The 20542-nt window shown below is 58.8% G+C and carries 17 protein-coding genes; 13 read left to right on the plus strand and 4 right to left on the minus strand.

What is annotated here, in order from left to right; all coding sequences use genetic code 11:
- Positions 1–47: 47 nt before the first annotated feature.
- From H8B14_RS08290 to H8B14_RS08315, 6 genes are all read left to right on the plus strand, one after another.
- Positions 48–1517 carry a phytoene desaturase family protein gene (locus tag H8B14_RS08290; protein WP_187315145.1) on the plus strand — a complete coding sequence of 490 codons (1470 nt, stop codon included), beginning with the start codon at positions 48–50 and terminating at the stop codon, positions 1515–1517.
- Between the two features lie 119 nt (positions 1518–1636).
- Positions 1637–2479, plus strand: coding sequence for a phytoene/squalene synthase family protein (locus H8B14_RS08295; RefSeq protein WP_187315146.1), 843 nt, complete (start codon positions 1637–1639; stop codon positions 2477–2479).
- 199 nt (positions 2480–2678) lie between these two features.
- On the plus strand, positions 2679–3143 hold the full coding sequence (locus tag H8B14_RS08300) for a hypothetical protein (protein WP_187315147.1): 465 nt from the start codon (positions 2679–2681) through the stop codon (positions 3141–3143).
- A gap of 276 nt (positions 3144–3419) precedes the next feature.
- Positions 3420–4268 carry a 4-hydroxy-3-methylbut-2-enyl diphosphate reductase gene (locus tag H8B14_RS08305; RefSeq protein WP_187315148.1) on the plus strand — a complete coding sequence of 283 codons (849 nt, stop codon included), beginning with the start codon at positions 3420–3422 and terminating at the stop codon, positions 4266–4268.
- Positions 4269–4344: 76 nt separating this feature from the next.
- Positions 4345–5088 (plus strand): fatty acid desaturase, encoded by a 744-nt coding sequence (locus tag H8B14_RS08310; RefSeq protein ID WP_410054454.1) that lies wholly within the window; start codon positions 4345–4347, stop codon positions 5086–5088.
- 481 nt (positions 5089–5569) lie between these two features.
- On the plus strand, positions 5570–7504 hold the full coding sequence (locus H8B14_RS08315; protein WP_187315149.1) for a tetratricopeptide repeat-containing sensor histidine kinase: 1935 nt from the start codon (positions 5570–5572) through the stop codon (positions 7502–7504).
- Here H8B14_RS08315 and H8B14_RS08320 read toward each other — a convergent pair.
- Positions 7482–8222 carry a LytR/AlgR family response regulator transcription factor gene (locus H8B14_RS08320; protein WP_187315150.1) on the minus strand — a complete coding sequence of 247 codons (741 nt, stop codon included), beginning with the start codon at positions 8220–8222 and terminating at the stop codon, positions 7482–7484. The genes H8B14_RS08315 and H8B14_RS08320 overlap by 23 nt on opposite strands.
- 285 nt (positions 8223–8507) lie before the next feature.
- Here H8B14_RS08320 and H8B14_RS08325 point away from each other — a divergent pair, with 285 nt between their 5' ends.
- Positions 8508–9071: a hypothetical protein gene (locus tag H8B14_RS08325; RefSeq protein WP_187315151.1), complete on the plus strand. Its 564-nt coding sequence runs from the start codon at positions 8508–8510 to the stop codon at positions 9069–9071.
- A gap of 63 nt (positions 9072–9134) precedes the next feature.
- Here H8B14_RS08325 and H8B14_RS08330 read toward each other — a convergent pair whose 3' ends face one another.
- The 3 genes from H8B14_RS08330 to H8B14_RS08340 form a co-directional block, all read right to left on the minus strand.
- Entirely contained in the window at positions 9135–9518 is a 384-nt protein-coding gene (locus tag H8B14_RS08330) for a heavy-metal-associated domain-containing protein (RefSeq protein WP_187315152.1), read from the minus strand.
- Positions 9519–9633: 115 nt separating this feature from the next.
- Positions 9634–11982 carry a TonB-dependent receptor gene (locus H8B14_RS08335; RefSeq protein ID WP_187315153.1) on the minus strand — a complete coding sequence of 783 codons (2349 nt, stop codon included), beginning with the start codon at positions 11980–11982 and terminating at the stop codon, positions 9634–9636.
- A gap of 95 nt (positions 11983–12077) precedes the next feature.
- Entirely contained in the window at positions 12078–12527 is a 450-nt protein-coding gene (locus H8B14_RS08340) for a hypothetical protein (RefSeq protein WP_187315154.1), read from the minus strand.
- 326 nt (positions 12528–12853) lie between these two features.
- Between H8B14_RS08340 and mraZ the strand changes: the two genes are divergently transcribed.
- The 6 genes from mraZ to mraY all read left to right on the plus strand — a co-directional run bounded on the left by mraZ (position 12854) and on the right by mraY (position 20519).
- Positions 12854–13327 (plus strand): division/cell wall cluster transcriptional repressor MraZ, encoded by a 474-nt coding sequence (gene mraZ / locus H8B14_RS08345; protein ID WP_187315155.1) that lies wholly within the window; start codon positions 12854–12856, stop codon positions 13325–13327.
- On the plus strand, positions 13324–14265 hold the full coding sequence (gene rsmH / locus H8B14_RS08350) for a 16S rRNA (cytosine(1402)-N(4))-methyltransferase RsmH (RefSeq protein ID WP_187315156.1): 942 nt from the start codon (positions 13324–13326) through the stop codon (positions 14263–14265). Before mraZ ends, rsmH begins: the two co-directional genes overlap by 4 nt.
- A gap of 128 nt (positions 14266–14393) precedes the next feature.
- Entirely contained in the window at positions 14394–15125 is a 732-nt protein-coding gene (locus tag H8B14_RS08355; RefSeq protein ID WP_187315157.1) for an FtsL-like putative cell division protein, read from the plus strand.
- Positions 15126–15148: 23 nt separating this feature from the next.
- Positions 15149–17509: a penicillin-binding protein gene (locus H8B14_RS08360; protein ID WP_187315158.1), complete on the plus strand. Its 2361-nt coding sequence runs from the start codon at positions 15149–15151 to the stop codon at positions 17507–17509.
- A gap of 73 nt (positions 17510–17582) precedes the next feature.
- On the plus strand, positions 17583–19031 hold the full coding sequence (locus H8B14_RS08365; RefSeq protein ID WP_187315159.1) for a UDP-N-acetylmuramoyl-L-alanyl-D-glutamate--2,6-diaminopimelate ligase: 1449 nt from the start codon (positions 17583–17585) through the stop codon (positions 19029–19031).
- Between the two features lie 267 nt (positions 19032–19298).
- A complete protein-coding gene (gene mraY / locus H8B14_RS08370) occupies positions 19299–20519 on the plus strand; it encodes a phospho-N-acetylmuramoyl-pentapeptide-transferase (RefSeq protein WP_187315160.1) in 1221 nt (406 codons plus the stop codon).
- Positions 20520–20542 lie beyond the last annotated feature (23 nt).

Genomic DNA, 20542 nt, shown 5'->3' on the forward strand with positions numbered 1-20542 from the left:
GCTTTCGCTTCTGCGAAATCCTGTTCCATTCGCCCAATCTCCGATTTGTGAGTAAACACGTTCTGGTTATCGGCTCCGGCTTTGCGGGGCTTTCGGCAGCCACCTCACTGGCCCAGCGCGGCTACCGCGTCACTATCCTGGAAAAGAACGAAGGCCCCGGTGGCCGGGCACGCGTGTTCCGCACCCAGGGCTTCACCTTTGATATGGGCCCGAGTTGGTACTGGATGCCCGATATTTTCGAGCAGTATTTCGCCCGATTCGGTAAAAAAGTAAGCGACTATTACGACCTGGTCCGGCTAGACCCATCGTATCAGGTGATTTTCAAGGGCCCCGAGGCGGTAGATATTCCGGCGGCTATGGGCGAGCTGCGGCAGCTGTTTGAGCGCTACGAGCCTGGCAGCGGCGCCCGCCTCGATGAGTTTTTGCGGCAAGCGGCCTACAAATACAAAGTGGGCATCGGCAAGTTTGTGCACATGCCGGGCCGCTCGCTGCTGGAGTTTGCCGATCCGCGCCTGCTGGTGGATGCCGTACGTCTGGATCTGCTGCAGAGCATGCACAAGCACGTGCGCAAGTTTTTCACGCATCCGCGGCTACTGGAGTTGGTGGAATTTCCGATTCTGTTTCTAGGCGCTACCTCTGAAAACACGCCAGCCCTTTACTCGCTGATGAACTACGCCGACCTGGCGCTGGGCACGTGGTATCCGATGGGTGGCATGCACAAGATTGTGGAAGGCATGGTAGCACTGGCCCAGGAGCAGGGCGTGACGCTGGAATACAACCAGGAAGTGCAGCAGATAGTGGTGGAAAACGGCCGCGCCACCGGCGTGCAGACCACCGCCGGCTTCCGGCCTGCAGATATCGTGGTGGCCGGCGCCGACTATCACCACGCCGAGCAGCACCTGCTGGCTCCTGAGTGGCGCCATTACGACGAAGCCTACTGGGATAAGCGCACAATGGCGCCGTCGTCGCTGTTATTTTATCTGGGCGTGAACCGTCGCGTAGATAAGTTGCGTCACCACAACCTGTTTTTCGATGAGGACTTCGCACTGCATGCTGAGGAAATCTACGAAGACCCCAAGTGGCCTAGCCGCCCGCTGTTCTACGTATCGGCTCCTTCTAAAACCGACGCTTCGGTGGCGCCTGACGGGTGCGAAAACCTGTTTCTGCTGATTCCGGTGGCTCCGGCCCTTGCCGACCCCGAGGAAACCCGGGAGCATTACTACCACCTCATTATGGACCGGCTGGAGCGCCACTGCGGCCACAGCATCCGCGACGGGGTGGTGTACAAGCGCAGCTATGCCCACCAGGATTTTCAGCAGGACTACCACAGCTACAAAGGCAATGCCTACGGCCTGGCCAACACGCTACGCCAGACGGCCATCCTGAAACCCTCGCTCAAAAGCAATAAGGTCAGTAACCTGTATTTTACGGGCCAGCTTACTGTGCCCGGCCCCGGCGTGCCGCCCTCGCTCATCTCGGGGCAGGTAGTGGCCGGAGAGGTTGAGAAAGAGAATTAGTAATTAATAATTAAGAATTAAGAATTGGTAATACAGAAGAAATTCGCCGCATCAGTTTCAACTACTGCCGAGCGAGTTAATTCTTAATTACTAATTCTTAATTATTAATTCGAAAAGTAATGGACCACATTGCCCTTTTCACGGAAACCAGCCGGGCGTGCAGCAAGCTGATTACGCAACGCTACAGCACCTCCTTCACGCTGGGCATTCGCACGCTTGATGCGCGGTTTCACTTGCCTGTATATGCTGTATATGGCTTCGTGCGCTGGGCCGACGAAATTGTGGACACGTTTCATGGCCACGACAAAGTAGCGCTGTTCGCCGATTTCAAGCGCCAGACGTATGAGGCGCTGGAAATTGGGCTGAGCCTCAACCCGGTGCTGCATGCTTTCCAGGACGTAGTACGCACCTACGGCATCGACCGGGAATTTATCGACGCCTTTCTCTACAGCATGGAAATGGACCTCGACGACCGGGCCTACAACCAGTCGCTGTACGAGAAGTACATCTATGGCTCGGCGGAAGTGGTGGGGCTGATGTGTCTGCGCATCTTCTGCCAGGGCAACGAAGCCCAGTTTCAGCAGCTGCGCGAGCCAGCGCGGCGCCTGGGCTCGGCGTTTCAGAAGGTGAATTTCCTGCGTGATATCCGCTCCGACTACGAGGAGCGCGGCCGCGTATATTTTCCCGGTGTGCAGTACGAGCGATTCACCGATGAGGTGAAGCGCGAAATCGAAGCCGATATCCGGGCCGACTTTGATGCTGCTTATGCGGGTATTGTGCAGCTGCCCCGCTCGGCGCGGCTGGGTGTGTACCTGGCCTATGTGTATTATCTAAAGCTGTTTCACAAAATCCGGCAGCTGCCTGCGGCACGGATTTTGGGCGAGCGGGTGCGCGTGCCCGACAACACCAAGCTGCTTTTGCTGATGGGTTCGTACTTTCGTTACCGCCTTCGGGCTATATAAGCCGGCTTTTTGGGTGTCCTGCGGATCTGGCAGAATCGGAAAACGGCTTGGCTATTCATAAAACCCCAGCTGCGTGTACCTGTCTGTTCGCCGTTACATTTTCCCATTTATCTGCCTTCTGCTTTTACCAGAAGCGAAAGCCGGTGCTGCGTCTGCGGTCCGGTTTCTGCCGTTTGATTTCGCGCTTTTAATCGAAAAAATGCCCTATTCACTTCCTAACCTACGCCGCCAATACCAGCAAGCCGCTACCAACAAGGAAGCCGGCGAGAGATTTCACAAGCTGATGAGTGCCTACACCCAGCGCGACGCGGTGGTGCTGGCCTATAAGGCTGCTGCCGAAGCCATCCGGGCCCGCGACGCTTCGATGTTCAACAAACTCACCTACGTGCAGAACGCCACCAAGCAGTTTGATGAAGCAGTGAAGCTGGATACCAACAACGCTGAAGTGCGATTTTTGCGCCTGAGCGTGGAAAGCAATCTGCCTGCATTTCTTGGCTTAAGCACCCACGTAGACGAAGACCGTCAGTTTCTGGTGGAAACGCTGTTGCAACATCCCAAGTCCGGCCTCGATACGGAGTCGTTTGGGCTAGTGCGCGACTTTCTGGTGGAGCGCGGACATGTTTCAGGCACCGATGCCGAGAAACTAGGCCGTATCAGCTCTTAAAGACAAGCCTGGCTTGGTGTACAAGTGCAAAGCGAAGCGTCTTGGGGCGCTTCGCTTTTTCGTAGCTCACTATCCCAACCTTAAAACGAGAAGTGCGTGCCCGCGCAGCAAGTAGGAATGAGACAAGAGCTCCGCGTCGCCAACTAAAAGAAGCGCTCTGAAAACAAGGCAGGGAAGGAGCTTGTACGATACTGTCCAGTTGAATTTCGTAACTTTTGCAACCTCTGTTGGCAGCCTGATAACCTTATGTGTGCTTCTATGGTTACTTCGTCAGCTATGCCCTACCACCTGAGCGTCCGTATTGACCCCAATTCCGGCTTTTGCTTTGGCGTTATTTATGCCATTCAAATGGCAGAAGACCTGCTTGATGAGCAGGGGTATTTGTATTGTCTCGGCGACATTGTGCACAACGACGAAGAAGTGCAACGCTTGGAGAAGCGTGGCCTGCGCATCATCGACTACGAGCAGTTTGCTGCGCTTCGTGGCGAGGCCGTACTCATTCGGGCCCACGGCGAGCCGCCAAGCACCTACCAGATGGCCTTGCAGAACAACCTCACACTCATCGACGCCTCGTGTCCGGTGGTGCTGAAGCTGCAAAACCGCATCAAAACTTCCTACGACAAAAAGGACCGGATCTTCATCTATGGCAAGCACGGCCATGCTGAGGTGCGCGGTTTGCTGGGCCAGACCAGTGGCCACGCTGTGGTATTCGAGAGCTTGGATGAATTGCTTAGCCACGAGCTGCCAGCCAACATTACGCTCTACAGCCAGACCACCAAAAGCACGGATTCGTTTTACCGCATTAAAGGAGAACTTGAGGGCCGCGGGTATCAGGTGAATGCCAACGATACCATTTGCCGGCAAGTAAGCAACCGGGACAAAGACCTACGGCGGTTTGCCGATCAGTTCGACCAGATTGTGTTTGTGTCGGGCACTAAAAGCTCTAATGGCAAAGTGCTGTACCAAGTCTGCAAAGACACCAACGAGCACACGCATTTTATTTCCAGTACCGACGAGCTGCGGGCAGAGTGGTTTCAACCTGGCCAATCGGTGGGAATCTGCGGCGCTACCAGCACCCCCATGTGGCTGATGGAGCAGGTCCGCGACGCGCTGCTGGCTTTCTGACAGCCAGCCTCTCATCGGCCATCCGTGAATTTTTGCTTGTTCGGGGCTGTTGGCCAGATCAGGTAGCTTTGCTTTTATGCCCGCCACTATTTCTCCCCAATTCTCCGGTCCAGCCACTTCCCGGCGCGTCAAGCCTACTCCTTTGGGAAACAAAGGAGTGTGGATGGCGCTGGGTATTTTGGGGTGTTGGGGGGCTTTGCTGACGTTTCTGCTGGCTTTTTACCGTCCTGACTGGGCTACTCCGTGGCCTTACCTGCTGGCTCTGCTGCAGATGCACCTGTACACTGGCCTGTTTATTACGGCGCACGATGCCATGCATGGCGTGGTTAGCTCCAGCCAGCGCCTCAACAATGCGTTAGGTACATTGGCTGCCGGCCTGTTTGCCTACAATTGGTTTCCGCGGATGCTGCCCAAGCACCACGACCATCACCGCCATGTAGCCACTCCCGACGACCCCGACTACCACAACGGACGGCACCCGGGCTTTCTGCCGTGGTTTGGGCGCTTTGCCTGGAACTACGTGACCGTATGGCAAGTGGTGCTGATGGCTGCCACGTACAACGTACTCAAGCTCTTCTTCCCGCAGGCAAATGTTATTGCGTTCTGGATGGTGCCGGCGGTGCTTGCTACACTGCAGCTCTTCTTTTTCGGTACATACTTGCCGCACCGTGGAGAGCATGCTGTTGATAACGTGCACAAATCGCGCAGCCAGTTCCGCCACCATGCGTGGGCCTTTATTAGCTGCTATTTCTTTGGGTATCACTACGAGCACCACGATCAGCCCTATCTGCCGTGGTGGCGGCTCTGGCGTACCAAATAAGCCCATAAGAAAAAGAGCAATAGGCCACTTATACAACCAGTTGCAGCAACTACCATGCAACGTTTCTGCGTGGTAAGCGTTTTTCAACTGAATAGGAGGGCAACTCACAGAGCAGCAGGCACCACAGTGAAGTTGGCAAAGGCAATGCAGCGATAGGCCGTGCAAAAGCAGCGCAACGCAAACCGCCCCCGGTAACCCCTACAAGAAGGAGAGTGGGCCGACGGTACTTAACATCTGATTTGGTATATATTTATACCTTGCCCGTAACTGCCTGGGAACTAATGCTTGTTAGCGGTACGTATTTCATACTCATCGAGCAACTATGCTATTTGGCCTCTTACATGCGCTGCTTGCCATTCGGAGGCGGATGCTATGGGGGCTTCTGTGGCTGCTAGCAACTACTGCTGCACCAGCGCAGCCGGTAAGTGGTTCAAAGCAAAGCACAACGGCTGTTGCGCAATACCTGCGGAAAAGCGAGGAATTGCTGCCGCTGAATCCGGCGGCAGCATTGCTGCAGGCAGAGCAGGCGCTGCACTTGGCCGCTGTCAGTGGTCCGTCCGTCGAGGTGGGAGCTGCTTATCTAGCCATTGGGGCAGCATATCAGGCCCAGCAACACCACGAGCCGGCCTTGCGCTACTGCATGCGGGCATTGCGCCTGTATCAGCAATTACGCAATAAGCCCGGCCATGTACGGGCGCTACGCTTATTGGGCCGGGCTCAGTATCTGCAAGGCGACACAGGCCAGGCACATGACACATACAGGCAGGCGTTGGCACTAACGCTGGCTTTGCAGGACCCTAGCGCAAAAGCACTGCTATATGGCAACTTGGGAGAGCTGTATGGTGCCGGAGAGCAGTGGCGGCGGGCCCTGCGCAGCCACGAGCAGGCATACACAGAGTGGCAGCAAGCTGGCAGCCTTCCCGGACAGGCTCAGGCCCTGAATGCCATCGGGCTGGCACATCACCAGTTGCGGCAATATAGTCGCTCGTTGTATTACCTGCGTCTTTCGTTGCAGCAAGCCCAGCAACTCAGTGACAGTACCAGCACCGGTGAGGCGCTGGCCAGCACCGGGCGCGTATACCAGGACGTAGGCAACTATGAAATGGCTATGAGTTTTTACAACCAGGCCATCAGCCAACTGCCACAGCAAACGCCGCCAGTGCGGCGGGCGGCGGCCTTACAATCCTTGGCGCTGGTGCAGGATTCGCTTTCCTATCGGGTAGCCGCCATCCGTACCTTAGAACAAGCCCTGCCATTAGCTCAGCAAGCCGGCTCTCCGGTTCAGATTAGCGCCATATACCAAAAGCTCGCCAGCCTATACCAGCGCGAAAACAACTACCCGCAGGCGCTGGCGGCGCTACGCCGCTATTCCGATTTGCAGGATAGCGTGTTTGCCGAACAACGCTCGGCCCAGATTGCAGAGTTGCAGACGCGCTATGAAAGTGAGAAGAAAGGGCGCGAGATTCAGCTGCTGCTGAAAAACCGGCAAATCCAGGATGCCAGTCTGCACCGCCAGAAACTGTTGCGCAATGCCATGGCAGTAGGAGCCTTGCTGCTGCTGCTGACAGTGGCGGCCCTGTACCGGGGCCGCCGCGAGCAGGCCCGCATCAACCGGCTGCTGCAACGAAAAAACCGGGCCATCAACCGGCAAAAACAGGAGCTGAGCCACCTCAACCGCACCAAGGATACGCTGTTCTCTATCATTTCGCACGATCTGCGTAGCCCGCTCAGTTCACTCTATTCCATGCTCACGCTGCAGAGCATCGGCAACCTGCCGCCCGAGCGGATGGCAACGCACACGGAACGACTAAGCCGCACACTCGATGTAACCTTACGGCTGCTTGATAACCTGTTGAACTGGTCGGCAGCGCAAATCCAGGGCGACAAGGCGCGCCCCGAAAGAATTGAACTGCAGACTGCTGCCGACGAGGCATTGGCACTGCTTGCGGGGGATGCTGAGCGCAAAAATATCGGCTTGCACACCCAGCTACCAGAGCAATGCCTGGTGAGTGCCGATGTGAACATGCTGCGTCTGGTACTGCGCAACCTGATAGGCAATGCCATTAAGTTTACGCCGGCCGGTGGTACCGTAACCCTGGCTGCTCGTCTTCAGCAGGCAGGAGTGTGGGAAGTATCAGTGGTGGATACCGGCGTAGGTATTGCCGCACCCGACCAAGCCCGGATTTTCGGCGAAACTGGTTTGCATTCCACCCTGGGCACTGCCCGGGAGAAAGGAACTGGGTTGGGCTTGCGGCTATGCAAGGAGTTTGTAGAGCGCAACGGAGGACGAATCAGCTTTGAGTCGGTGCCGGGGCAGGGCAGTACCTTCCGGTTTACATTGCCGGCTGCGGTGCCTGAAGTGCTGCCAGTACCTCCTGTTGCATCAGGGCCAGCTATTGCTGCTGCCGCCGGATAAGCGTACGGTTCACAATCCGTTCTGTTACCCGCTCACGGTAGGTCTGGCCTAGCGGCAAGGCATGGCCTCCCACCCGCACTTCCAGGTTGCTCACCGACTCAATCCGGGCAGAGTTTACCAGGTAAGACCGATGGGTGCGAATGAACATGCCAGCCGGCAGCTGCTCTTCCAGATTTTTCAGGTTGACCAGGGTAAGGTGCGTGCGGCCGTCGGCGGTGTTAATCTTGGTGAAGTCTTTAAGTGCTTCAATGTACAGTACGTCGCGGTAGTGCAGGCGCACAAACTGGGCGTCAGTACGGATAAAAAAGGAGCCCCATCCCGCCAGTGTATCCTGCTTAGGGTCGTTTTCCGGCGAGTTGGCCCGCAGGATACCTGCTACTTTATTTACAGCTTTAAGGAAACGGTCCAGTGAAATGGGCTTCAGCAGGAAATCAATTACATCAAGGTTGAAGCCCTCCATAGCATATTGCGGATGAGCCGTCATGAGCACCACTAGTGGCGGGTGGTGAAGCGAACGAACCAGGTCCAGGCCACTCAGGTGAGGCATCGTGACATCAGAAAACAGCACCTGTACGTCATTGCTGAGCAGGTAGCGGTGGGCCTCCAGCGGGTCAGTGAATGTTGCTTTCACGTCCAGAATGTCCGTCATGGACACATAGGCCTGCAACAGGTCCAATACCAGCGGATCATCGTCGAGAAGCAGGCAGGTAATCTTCATGAAAGAACGGGAAGAAGCAGGAGATAGGGTCAAGATAGTAGAGTTTTGGAGAGTATGAGATATTTTCTATAAGAAGAAATCAATCTTAACGGCAAATATTACCATATACGTCTACTTTTTGGTGCTATTGCTCTACTTTACTGACTTATAATCAGTGGCTTCACTTAACTTATAGAATAGCCCTGATGCCAAACTGCTGGCGGCTGAAGTATTGGATTTGCTTGTTCTGCTTACCGTTTACCGCGCCCTGTTTCTTTTCTGCCTGCACACCTCGTTTGTACTGTCATGAACCCGGCTTACCTCCCCGCTGCCGCGTTGCCCCCGGTTGTGTTGGGCGTCGCGCTTACAATTGGTTTGCACGAAGGCCTGCGCCGGTCGCTGCACACAGTCTTCGGCTTGAAAACCCGCGCCATCAATATGCGCATTGACCCGAGTATGGATCTGATTTTCCTGTGCGAAGTTACGCTGCCCGGCACACTAGCCTGCCTGGCGGCTCTCACGCGGCCCGGTATTACCGCCGTGGCGCTACGGGAAGCTCATCTGGAATGGCAGCCTGATCCGGCGCATCCTATCGGGCGTGGCACCTCCACACTGGCGGCGCTGGAAAGCGGCAACTGTTTCCTCACGGCTAATACCCGGAAAATTCCGATTGCCTCGTTTTCCGCCGCCGACGTGCACCCGACCCGCGTGGATATGGAGCTTCAGGGGCGGCCGAACTTGCTGGAGTACCTGCGCTCCGATTGGTTTACGCTGGAAATATCCGGTACCAACCGGCGGCGGCTTACCCGGCCATTGGGCTTTAGTGCCGTCCTGGAATTCGACCTGCAAATGAGTCCGGAGCTAAGCTAGATTTGCTGGGTAAGACCAATAAAAAGCCTCTCTGCGAATGTGCGGAGAGGCTTTTTGCTGGTGCTACTCGCCGCCGGTATGGATAGCATTGGTTTTTTTGCAGCAGTCAGGCAGGCGGTTGTAGGCGCGGGCTTCGGCAACCTGCCCATCAGCGTCGTAGCCGGTTTTCTGCACAGCCGAACGCAGTGTGGTTGGGGTGGTTTTGTCGGGCCGGTAGCTGACGGTGAGCACCTGCGTAGGCACATCAAGCACGGCAGACTGCACACCCTTTTCATACGCCATAGCCTTTTCAAGGCGGGTTTTGCACATGTCACATACGGCGGAAGTCTTTAGCTTCACCTGTTCGGTAGCAGGGCCCTTGGTTTTGGCCGGTACGGGTGTCTGAGCCCGTGCGCTGAAGGAAACGAGGCTGATAGCCGAAAGCAGAGAGAATTTCAGGAAGTTCATAGCAAGTTACGCAACGCTGCCGGGCAGCAAGAAAGCAAAGGTGAAGCCAGGGGTACCGGCAAATCACTTAACAAATACACCGCCAGAAGCGTGCCGATACTCTGGCGGTGCGAAATTATTCCAGCCGGAAACGCAGGCCAGCGTAGGTGAGGCGGCCGAATGTAGGCCCCCACACCATTGCAGCATCAAAGGCCGGGCTGAATGGTGCGGCTGCCCCGGTAATAGGAGTAGGCTGGCGGAAGTTGGTTAGGTTTTCAATGCCGGCATACACCTCAAAGCGCTTGAAAGCGCGGGTCACCTGGGTGTTGAGCAGCGCAAAACGGCGCGCGTAAGGCAGCTGCATTTCGTCGGTGCCGTGCTGGTGGCCCAACTCGCTGGGATTGTAGGCCAGTGGGCGGCGACCATAGAGCTGCATGGTCAGGTCGGCGCGCCATTTGTCGAAGGCCGTAGCGTAGCCCACGTTGAAAAACAGGCGGTGCGGCACCGTCAGAGGCCGCGGGAGCAATACGTCGGAGTAGGTGGTCTGCACATCGAGGTACTTGTAGGCCGCTTTTGCGGTGAGGCCTTTCACAGGCTCTATCTGCACCTCGGTCTGGAAGCTACGTGAGAAGGACCGTCCGCCGGCCGCCAGGTTGCTGATCAGCAGTAAATTGGGTGAGCTGTACATATCGGCTATCACCTGGTTCTGAAACTCGGTGTGGTAGTAGTCGGCCACGAAGGTGGCGGGGCGGCTGGCCACTGTGAAGTATTGCGTGAAGCTGCCGCCTACGTTCCAGGCCTTTTCGGGCTGCAGGTTGGGCGCAATCAGGAATTCGCGTGAGCTAAGCAGGGCGCTGCTGTTTTCGGCAATGGGGTTGGCCACCCGAAAGCCCGTACCGGCTGCCAGCCGCAGCACCGTGTTTTTGGTAGCGTCGTACTTCACATTGAAGCGGGGCGTGAACTGCCAGCCGTAGAGGTTGTGGCGGTCGAGGCGCAGGCCACCCACCAGCGTGAGGTTGCGCGCGTTCTGGTAGGTGTACTCAACGAAGGTGCCGGGCACATTTTCCAGGCGGTTGCGGTGCTCCCGGGCGTAGCGTTTCTCAGGCGTATCGGTGGCATACGCAATGCCCTGGCTGAAAAACTCCCGGTAGTCGTCGTGGAGGTAGCTTAAACCCAGGCGGTAGGTGTGGGCCGTGGTGCCCAGTACGCTCTGGAATAGCAGCGTAGCCAAACCGGTGCGCTGGGTGCCGTCGTACTGGCGGATGGTGCGCTGGGTGCTGGTCGGCGTCAGGATGCGGCCGTAGGAGTAGTCGGAGCTGAAGTTGTGGGACGTACCGCTCAGCAGCAGCCCCAGGCTCTGATAAGGCCGGCCGCGCCAGGTATAGGAGGTTTTGGCGTAGCCGGTGTAGCGAGTGGTGCGAGTCGTGAAGCCATAGTCGCGCTGGTAGGCTTCAGCGCCTTTCGGGCGGAAAGCCAGTTGCCCGCCTTCCCGGGTTTCGCGCAGCGCGCCCAGCCCTGCTTCACTCACTAAGCCGTTGCCCGACTGATATTTCCACTTGTTGAACAGGTTGTACTGCGTGGTCAGCGGCAGGTCCATGAACCCGTCGGTGTTGCGGTCCACACGGCGGCTCAGGTGGTCAGTGTGAAGTAAAAAAGCCGTGCTAACCTTCTTGCTTAGCGGCGAGGCCAGATTCAGGTTCAGGTCGAATTTGCCCAGGTCGTTGGCGTAAGCGTTGAAGAACAGCCGCTCGGCCTTATCAGGTTCCTTGAGGCGGATATTGACTTGCCCGGCAATGCTTTCGTAGCCATTCACCACCGAGCCCATACCTTTGATGATGTCGATGCTCTCAATCCAGGTGCCGGCCAGGTAGCCCAGGCGGTAGGGCGTGGCCAGCCCGCGCAAAGCCGGCAGGTTGTCCACGGTCAGCAGCGAGTAGGCGCCATCCAGCCCCAGCAGCTGAATCTGCTTGGCCCCCGACACCGCATCGGTGGTGGAAACTTCCACCGCGGCGTTGGTTTCGAAGCTTTCGGCCAGGTTGCAGCACGCCGATTTGGTTAGGTCGCGGCTGGTTATCACCTGGGTGTTGGTGGGCGTGAGGGCCGAGTACGCCACGGCGCGGCCTTCCACTTTCACTTCGCCCAGCTCAGTGCCGGGCTGCAAAGCCACCCGCACATAGGGGGGGCCGATGGCGGCTACGGCCACGGTATCGGCGCGGTAGCCGAGGGCGTTGATGATGAGCCGGCTGGCCTCGGCGCGGGCCGGGCGGGCTAATGAGAACTGGCCGGTAGCGTTGGTAGTGGCAGCCTCGGTGGTGCCAAGCCAGCGCACCACGGCGCCGGGCAGCGGGGTGGCAGCGGCGGCATCCGTCACCTGGCCCCGCACCGGAGCAATACTATCAGTGGAAGATTGGGCCGAGGCGCTAGCAGCCGCGCCCAGCACCAAGCCGAGAGTAGCCGCCAGCAGAGGCGCAGAAATAGAAGGCATATAGTCAGGAAGTTAGCGTTCATTCAGAAGAAAACAGCTGGTGCAGCACACAGCAGTTTCAGCCGGCCTGAACCCAGGCCGGCCCTGAATAGACGCTAGACGACCAGCACCTGAATGAAGGCCAGCAGCTGCCGGCCCGCCCGTGTGGGTGGCGAGCTGTCGGAGGCGTGCCAGACCGCGGCGTGGGCCACGAGGGGCGCCGGAAACAGTGTGGGCCAGGCAGTAGTTGGCAGCCAATCAGCAATGGCAGGAAGAGGCAGCAGCTTCACCCAAGTTAGCTCCGGCGCGGGCACATCCAGCTTGTGCAGATGCGCCTGGAAGTCGCAGCAGGTACTCTTCAGCTGAGCCTTGGTGGGTTGAAGCAGGGCTTCCGGTTTGGTTTCGGCAGCCGGGCAGCGGTGCTCTGGGGTGCTGAACACCACAGCCGTGCTGTGGTAGCCGCTCTGCCGGCAGGTATGCTGTAGCACCGCCATGCCCACAGAAGCAGTGAGCACCAGCAGCGCCAGTAGCGCACTGAATAGCCGATGGGAGAGGGGACGCGTCATGAGCGTTACAAAGATACGTAACCCAAGGCAGGCTTACAGAGGCAAAGCATCTAGGTGTGCCAGGTAAAGTGTGCCAGGTGAAGCCCGGCGGCCAGTAAGCTTAACAGTGGATGGAGCGGAACCGACGTGCTGGTGTCTGACATTCTGTCAAGTATGCTGAAACAGATGCTTGCAACGTATTCCAATGAGCTTAGTATTGCGCTAAATATGCGGTTTTTAGCGTTTAAACGGCGTTTTCAGGGAGTGGTAGAAAATGGTAAATAGTGGTTGCCTTTTCTACGGCATTGTGTACTTTTGCTATCATCCCTCACCTGTGCCCACCAAGTATGCACCTGCTCTCCGGCGAATACGACTGCAAGCTGGACCCGAAAGGGCGGCTGGTGCTGCCGGCCAAGGTGAAGAGCAGCCTGCCGGAGGCGTCCGGCAACCAGTTGGTGCTGGTGCGGGGCTTTGAGCCCTGCCTGGTGCTCTACCCGCGGGAAGCGTGGCGCGTGATTCACGACAAGGTGATGGCGCTCGACGAGTTCAACGAAGAGTACCGGCAGTTTCAGCGCAACTTCTTCCGGGGCATGACCGAGGTGGAGTTGGACAGCATCGGGCGGTTTATGCTGCCGGGCTCCATGCGGCGCTACGCCGGTCTGGAGAAGGAGGCCATTATCGTGGGCCTCGGCAACCGCTGCGAAATCTGGGATACCACCCGCTACGACGAATACCTCATCAAGGACCAGCAGAGCTTCTCGAAGCTGGCCCAGAAATTTCTCACCACCGAAACCGGGCCTGGCGGCTCTCTGGCCGCATGAGCGAAACCTCCGCAAACGACTACCTGAACGATACGGCCTACCACCGCCCCGTAATGCTGCGTGAGTGCCTGGAGGCACTGGAGCTGCGCCCCGAAGGCCGCTACGTGGATGTTACGTTTGGGGGCGGCGGCCACTCGGCCCGTATCCTGGAGCACCTGAGCGGCGCCGGCCACCTCTACAGCTTCGACCAGGATGCCGACGCCGAGCGGGAGGCTGCCAAGCTGGCCCGGCCGCAGTTCACGTTCATCCGCAGCAACTTCCGCGACCTGTACCAAGAATTGCAGCGCCACGGCGCGTTGCCCGTTGATGGGTTGCTGGCCGACCTAGGCGTGTCGTCGCACCAGTTTGATACGCCGGAGCGCGGCTTCAGCACCCGCTTCGACGGGCCGCTGGACATGCGCATGAACGCCGAGGACGGACCTACCGCCGCCGACATCATCAACGAATACCCGGAAGCCGATCTGCACCGCATCTTCGGGATGTACGGCGAGGTGACCAACGCCCGCACGCTGGCCCAGACCGTGGCCTCGGCGCGGCGCGGCCAGACCATCGACACCATTGCCGGCCTGAAGAAAGCCATTGCCAGCTGCACCCCGCGCGGCAAGGAAAACAAGTACCTGGCCCAGGTATTTCAGGCGTTGCGCATCGAGGCCAACGACGAAATGAAGGCTCTGCAAGAAATGCTGGAGCAAACGGCGCAGGTGCTGCGGCCCGGCGGCCGGCTGGTGGTAATGAGCTACCACTCGCTGGAAGACCGGCTGGTGAAGAATTTTCTGGCCAAAGGCAAGTTCTTTGGCGAAGTGGAAAAAGACCTGTTCGGCAACACGAATCTGCCGTTTGAGGTCCTGACCCGCAAGCCTGTGGAAGCTTCTGAGGCCGAGATAGCCGCCAACAGCCGCGCCCGAAGCGCGAAGCTGCGCATCGCAATTAAGAATTAGTGATTAAGAATGAAGAATTACCGCTTTTCCTGCGCAAAGCATACGCTGCCGGCTCTGACCAACGGGGTGTGCGTTAGCGTGACGGGCACCTGTGCCGGTGTGGTAATGGCCTCATTACTAATTATTAATTGCTAATTATTAATTCCAACGCCGTGGCTCTCAATACCGTCAAACCCGTCGTCAGCCAGCCCCGCTCCAATGCCCCGCGGCACGTGGAGCCGGAGCCTGTGTTCCAACCGGAACCCGAGCCAGCGCGGCCTGCTGAGCGCGCCCCGAAAGCGGCCAAAGCCCCTAAAGTGACGCGGCCGGCGGCGCCCCGCAACTCGTGGAGCGTGTTTTCGCTGCTAGAGCGCCTCACGCGCATGGATGGCCTGTTTCGGGAGGGTCTGCCGGTGCGCTACCTGCCGCACGTGCTGTTCGTAATGCTGCTGATTCTGATTTATATCGGCAATACGCACTACGCCACCCGCATGAACCGCAGCATTCAGCGGCTTAAGGTGGAGGCCGAAGATTTGCGCGCCGATTACACAACGTTGAAATCAGACTATATGGAGGCCAGCAAGCAAAGCGAGGTGGCCCGCAAAGTGGCTGCCTACGGGCTGGTGGAAAGCTCTTCGCCGCCGTTCCGCATCGAAGTGCCCGCGGGCCGCCTCGACGAGGCCGCCCTGGATCTGGTGCCGGTGCTGACGGCCGACTCGCTGGCGGCGCGCGCCTTGCGCGACTCGCTGCGCCGCGCCGGCCCCGTCGGGCCTATTGATTCAATGTCCATTGAGGTGGGGGCCCCGCCCGTGCCTATCGGAACCGACGCGACCGGCGAACCGGCCGCGCCCGAACCCGCTGCTACACCTCGCCGCCGCTAACTGAAACGCTGCTAACCAAAACCATGAAAGGAAGCGTTAAAAAATCCATCGTTACCCGCGTACGGCTGGCGTTTTTGGGCGTCTGCCTGTTTTCGTGCGCGGTGGTCTGGAAGATTTCCAACATCCAGTTCAAGGAAGGCGAAAAGTGGCGCGCCCTGGAGCAGGAACGCCGCGTGGTGTACCAGCCTGTGTTTGCCACCCGTGGCACCATCCTCGCCGACGACGGCAAAAGCATCATGGCTACCTCGCTGCCCTTCTTCCGGGTGGCCTGGGACCCGAGCGTAGTAGACCGGGAAGTGTTCAATCAGGACGTGGATTCGCTGGCCATTCAGCTGGCCCATTTCTTCGGCGACCGGAGCGTATCGGAGTACAAGCGCAAGCTCAAGAACGCCCGGCTGGCCAAGCCGTCGGTGCGCTACATCCGCCTGAACTCACGCCAGATCAACTATCAGGAAAAGAAGGAGCTAGCCAACTGGCCGATTTTTCGGGAAGGCAAAAACAAGGGCGGCGTCATCTTCGAGAAGGTGGACAAGCGCTTCCGGCCGTTTGGCGGGCTGGCGCAGCGCACCATCGGCTTCGTGAACGAAGACAAGAACGGCGCGGGCCTGGAGTTCACCTTCAACCGCCATCTGGCCGGCAAAGACGGCGAGGCCCTGTTTGAGCGCCTGCCCGGCGGCAACAAGCCCATCTACGACGGCACTGAGGTGAAGCCGATTCCGGGCTACGACGTGCAAACCACGCTCGACATCAACCTGCAGGACGTGGCCGAAAATGCCCTCTACAAGTCGTTGGTGGACAATAATGCCCAGTACGGCTGCGTGATTCTGATGGAAGTGCAGACCGGCGAAATCAAGGCTGTGGCCAACCTGGGCAAGGTGGCCGAGGGCGTGTACCGCGAAGACTACAACTACGCCATTGCCGACCAGGGCCGCACAGAGCCGGGCTCCACGTTCAAGCTGGCCTCCATGATGGCCCTGTTCGAGGAAAACCCCGACCTCGCCCTCGACGACATCGTGGACACCGGCAACGGCCGCATGTACATCGGCGGAGCCGTGAAGACGGACTCGCACGGCTACGGCAAAATCACGATCAAGCAGGTGTTCGAGAAATCCTCAAACATCGGCGTGGCCGTGCTCGTGGACCGGCAGTTCAGCAAGCAGCCCCAGCGCTACGCCGACCACCTCAAGCGCTTCGGGCTGCACAAGCCGCTGGGCTTCCAGATGGCCGGCGAGGCACGGCCCTACGTGAAAGACCCACAGGACCGCAGCTGGAGCCGTACTTCGCTCACCACCATGAGCATCGGCTACGAGTTGAAGCTGGCCCCGCTCCAGACGCTGGCCTTCTACAATGCCGTGGCCAACAACGGCGTGAAGGTGCAGCCGATGATAGTGCGCGAAATCAAGCAGGCAGACAAGGTGCTGGAGCGGTTTGAGCCCACCGTGCTGAATCCCAAAATCTGCTCCGACGAAACGCTGGCCAAGATGAAAGCCATGATGGAAGGCGTCGTGACCGAGGGTACTGCGCGCGGTATCCGCAGCGAGGATTTCACGATGGCCGGCAAAACCGGCACTGCCTGGAAGTTCAAGAACGGTGCCTATACTAAGGTGTACTCCACCAGCTTCTGTGGCTACTTTCCGGCCGAGAAGCCCAAGTACAGCTGCATTGTGGTGGTCGATTCGCCCAAGAAAGGCCGTATCTACGGCGCCGACGTAGCCGCGCCGGTATTCCGGGAAGTGGCCGACAAAGCCATGGCCCGCGACGCCGCCAGCCAACGGCCGCTGCTGGCCCGGGCTGCGGTGCAGAAAGCCAAATTACCCTATGCCCCGGCCGGTATGCAAGACGAGCTGCGGCTGGTGTGCGAGCAAATTGGCGTGAAAAGCGAAGGCGCCGCTCCTGATGAAGATTGGGTGCGCACGCCTCTGGCTGCCGACAGCAACTCGGAAACACTGGCTCTGCAGCCCCTGGCTGTGAAGCCCGGCCGGGTGCCCAACGTCACGGGCCTCACTTTGCGCGACGCGCTGTTTCTGCTGGAAAACCGGGGCCTGCGCGTGCGCACCCAGGGCACGGGCCGCGTGAAGGCGCAGTCTGTGGCGGCGGGCACAATGGCGCGGCGCGGCACGGTGGTAGTGCTGGCGCTAGAACCCATTGGGCAGCGCTCGGCGGGGCCTGCACCGGTAGCGGCCCCGGCTCCTAGCCAGTTGGCCGAAAACAAGCTGCTCACGCCCATCGACACCGACCTCGACGCCAAAGCCCGCGCCCTGGCTGCTAAAGCCAAAGCCCGCCTGGCCGGCACCACGCCGGCCACAGCTGCGCCCATTAGGAAAACGCCTGACCCAAAAGCCACAGCGCAGCAGTCCGCCTCCGCCAAGCCTAAAAAGAGCTAGAACGACTCTGCGGGCTAAAAACAAATGAACGACCTTGCCTAATCAGCCCGAAATAACGCCCCCACTTTTCGCCTTGCTCGCCGACGTCACCGTGACGTCGCAGCATGGCCCCACCGACGTGCTGGTGCAACAGCTCACGCTGGACTCGCGGCAGGCCGCTCCCGGCGCAGTATTCTTCGCGTTGCGCGGCGCCGCCACCGATGGGCACCAGTTCATTGAGAAAGCCGTAGCGCAGGGCGTGGCCGCAGTGGTATGCGAGCAGCTGCCCGCCGAGCTGCATCCGGCCACCGCCTACGTGCAGGTGCCCGACTCGGCCGCGGCTATGGCCCACATGGCGGCGGCCTTCTACGGCCATCCGTCGCGCAGCCTCACGCTGATTGGCGTGACCGGTACCAACGGCAAAACCACCTGCGCCACACTGCTGCACAAGCTGCTGCGTGAGCTGGGCTACCACACCGGCCTGCTGAGCACCGTGCAAAACCAGATTGACGAGCAGGTGATTCCGGCCACTCACACTACGCCCGACTCCATCCGGCTCAACGAGCTGCTGGCCCGCATGGTGGAAGCCGGCTGCACGCACGCCTGCATGGAAGTGAGCAGCCACGCCGTCGTGCAGCACCGCACCACGGCGCTGCGCTTCGCCGGGGGCATCTTTACCAACCTCACCCACGACCACCTCGACTACCACGGCACGTTCGACAACTACCTGAAAGCCAAGAAGGGCTTTTTCGACATGCTGCCCAAAACGGCCTTTGCGCTTTCCAACGCCGACGACAAGCGCGGCATGGTGATGCTGCAAAACACCGCTGCCCGCCGCGAAACCTACTCCTTGCGCAGTGCCGCCACGTTCCGGGCCAAGCTGATTGAAAACGCCGTGCACGGCCTGCACCTGGAAATCGACGGACACGACGCGCAGTTTCGCCTGATTGGGGTGTTCAATGCCTACAACTTGCTGGCCGTGTATGGCGCGGCGGTGTTGCTGGGCGAGGAGCCACTGGAGGTGCTGACGGTGCTATCGGGGCTGCTGTCGGCGCCGGGCCGCTTCGAACCTGTCGTGTCCGACAAAACCCGCGTGACCGGCATCGTGGACTACGCTCACACGCCCGACGCGCTGGAAAACGTGCTCCAGACCATTGCCGATATCCGCCAGCCTACGCAGCAGGTAATTACGGTGGTGGGCTGCGGCGGCAACCGCGACGATGCCAAGCGCCCCATCATGGCGCACCTGGCCTGCCAGGGCTCCGATAGGGTGGTGCTGACCTCCGACAATCCCCGTTTCGAGGACCCCAACGCTATTCTGGTGCAGATGCAGGCTGGCGTGAAAGTGCAGGACCTAGCCAAAGTCCTGACCATCCCTGACCGGCGCGAAGCCATCAAAACCGCCGTCACGCTGGCCGGACCCAACGATATTGTGCTGGTAGCCGGCAAAGGCCACGAAACCTACCAGGAAGTGAAAGGCGTGAAAGCCGATTTCGACGATAAACGAGTATTGCAGGAGATGTTTGAGCTGCTGGGCAAGTAGGTCTGACCGTCTCATGAACGTCCTGCTGAGCTTGCCGAAGCATCTCTACCACTTCGTTGCGCAAGTAATTCAACGAAGCGGTAGAGATGCTTCGGCTCCAGCTCCGCCTTCGCTCATCATGACGGTCTGATTTGACTTGCTTTCTTATTATTCTGACAGCCAGCCCTACACCAAAATCAACACAAACGCAACGCTTGCCGAACCCCGAAAAACTGGAACCTTTGCAGCTTGCCACCACTCTGACCGCAACCTGCTGACCTCGCGCCCATGCTGTACTACCTCTTCAACTACTTATATAAAGTGCATCACGTGCCCGGCACGGGCGTGATGCAGTACAGCTCATTCCGGGCGGCGCTGGCCATCGTCACTTCGCTCATCATTGCCCAGTACTTCGGGGCGCCGCTGATCCGGCTGCTGCAGCGCCAGCAGATCGGGGAAAGTATCCGCGACCTGGGTTTGCAGGGCCAGATGGAGAAAAAAGGAACGCCCACTATGGGTGGACTGATCATTCTGCTGGCCATTCTGGTGCCGGTGCTGCTGTTTGCCAAGCTCGACAACATCTACATCGTGCTCATGATTCTGAGTACCGTCTGGCTTGGGCTGATTGGCTTCGTGGATGACTATATTAAGGTAGTCAAGAAGGACAAGGAAGGGCTGGCCGGCCGCTTCAAAATCATGGGGCAGGTGGGTCTGGGTCTCACGGTGGGCTGGGTGCTGTTCTTTTCCAACGATGTGACCGTGCGCCAGTATCTGCTGGCCAACGGCCAGGCCTCGGCCGTGGATGCCAGCACCATCTACCAAGATGTGAAGCTGATGATTACGACGGTGCCCTTCCTCAAGAACAACGAGCTCAACTACGGCGACCTGTTCGCCACGGCCGGCGACTTCTTCAACGAGTACTACGCCTTTTTCTACATTCCCATCGTCATCCTCATCATCACGGCTGTCAGCAATGGCGCCAACATCACCGACGGCCTCGACGGGCTGGCGGCGGGCACTTCGGCCATTATCGGCACCACACTGGCCATCTTCGCCTTCGTGAGTGGCAACGCCTTGCTGGCTGACTACCTGGATATTATGTTCATCCCGAACTCCGGGGAGCTGGTGATTTTCTGCGCCGCTTTTGTGGGGGCGTGCGTGGGCTTCCTGTGGTATAATAGCTACCCGGCGCAGGTGTTCATGGGCGACACCGGCTCGCTGGCCATCGGCGGCATTATTGCCGTGCTGGCCATCATCGTGCGTAAGGAGCTTCTGATTCCGGTGCTGTGCGGGGTGTTTCTGATTGAAAACCTGTCGGTGATGCTGCAGGTAAGCTGGTTTAAGTACACCCGGCGCAAGTACGGCGAAGGCCGCCGTCTGCTGCGCATGTCGCCGCTGCACCACCACTACCAGAAGCTCGGCTACCACGAATCCAAAATTGTGTCGCGGTTCTGGATTGTGGGCATCATGCTGGCCGTGCTGACGCTGGTTACTTTGAAATTGCGCTAATGATAGTTCCCGCAGAGGCCGCA

Source organism: Hymenobacter puniceus, assembly GCF_014333525.1.
GTDB lineage: Bacteria > Bacteroidota > Bacteroidia > Cytophagales > Hymenobacteraceae > Hymenobacter.

What these genes read in the sequence shown, in the direction of transcription:
- H8B14_RS08335 (WP_187315153.1), bottom strand. Translation starts at nt 11,982, where the DNA reads ATGCCTTCTATTTCTGCGCCTCTGCTGGCGGCTACTCTCGGCTTGGTG.
- H8B14_RS08330 (WP_187315152.1), bottom strand. Translation starts at nt 9,518, where the DNA reads ATGAACTTCCTGAAATTCTCTCTGCTTTCGGCTATCAGCCTCGTTTCC.
- H8B14_RS08295 (WP_187315146.1), top strand. Translation starts at nt 1,637, where the DNA reads ATGGACCACATTGCCCTTTTCACGGAAACCAGCCGGGCGTGCAGCAAG.
- H8B14_RS08305 (WP_187315148.1), top strand. Translation starts at nt 3,420, where the DNA reads ATGCCCTACCACCTGAGCGTCCGTATTGACCCCAATTCCGGCTTTTGC.
- mraY (WP_187315160.1), top strand. Translation starts at nt 19,299, where the DNA reads ATGCTGTACTACCTCTTCAACTACTTATATAAAGTGCATCACGTGCCC.
- H8B14_RS08310 (WP_410054454.1), top strand. Translation starts at nt 4,345, where the DNA reads ATGCCCGCCACTATTTCTCCCCAATTCTCCGGTCCAGCCACTTCCCGG.
- rsmH (WP_187315156.1), top strand. Translation starts at nt 13,324, where the DNA reads ATGAGCGAAACCTCCGCAAACGACTACCTGAACGATACGGCCTACCAC.
- mraZ (WP_187315155.1), top strand. Translation starts at nt 12,854, where the DNA reads ATGCACCTGCTCTCCGGCGAATACGACTGCAAGCTGGACCCGAAAGGG.
- H8B14_RS08360 (WP_187315158.1), top strand. Translation starts at nt 15,149, where the DNA reads ATGAAAGGAAGCGTTAAAAAATCCATCGTTACCCGCGTACGGCTGGCG.
- H8B14_RS08300 (WP_187315147.1), top strand. Translation starts at nt 2,679, where the DNA reads ATGCCCTATTCACTTCCTAACCTACGCCGCCAATACCAGCAAGCCGCT.
- H8B14_RS08340 (WP_187315154.1), bottom strand. Translation starts at nt 12,527, where the DNA reads ATGACGCGTCCCCTCTCCCATCGGCTATTCAGTGCGCTACTGGCGCTG.
- H8B14_RS08325 (WP_187315151.1), top strand. Translation starts at nt 8,508, where the DNA reads ATGAACCCGGCTTACCTCCCCGCTGCCGCGTTGCCCCCGGTTGTGTTG.
- H8B14_RS08320 (WP_187315150.1), bottom strand. Translation starts at nt 8,222, where the DNA reads ATGAAGATTACCTGCCTGCTTCTCGACGATGATCCGCTGGTATTGGAC.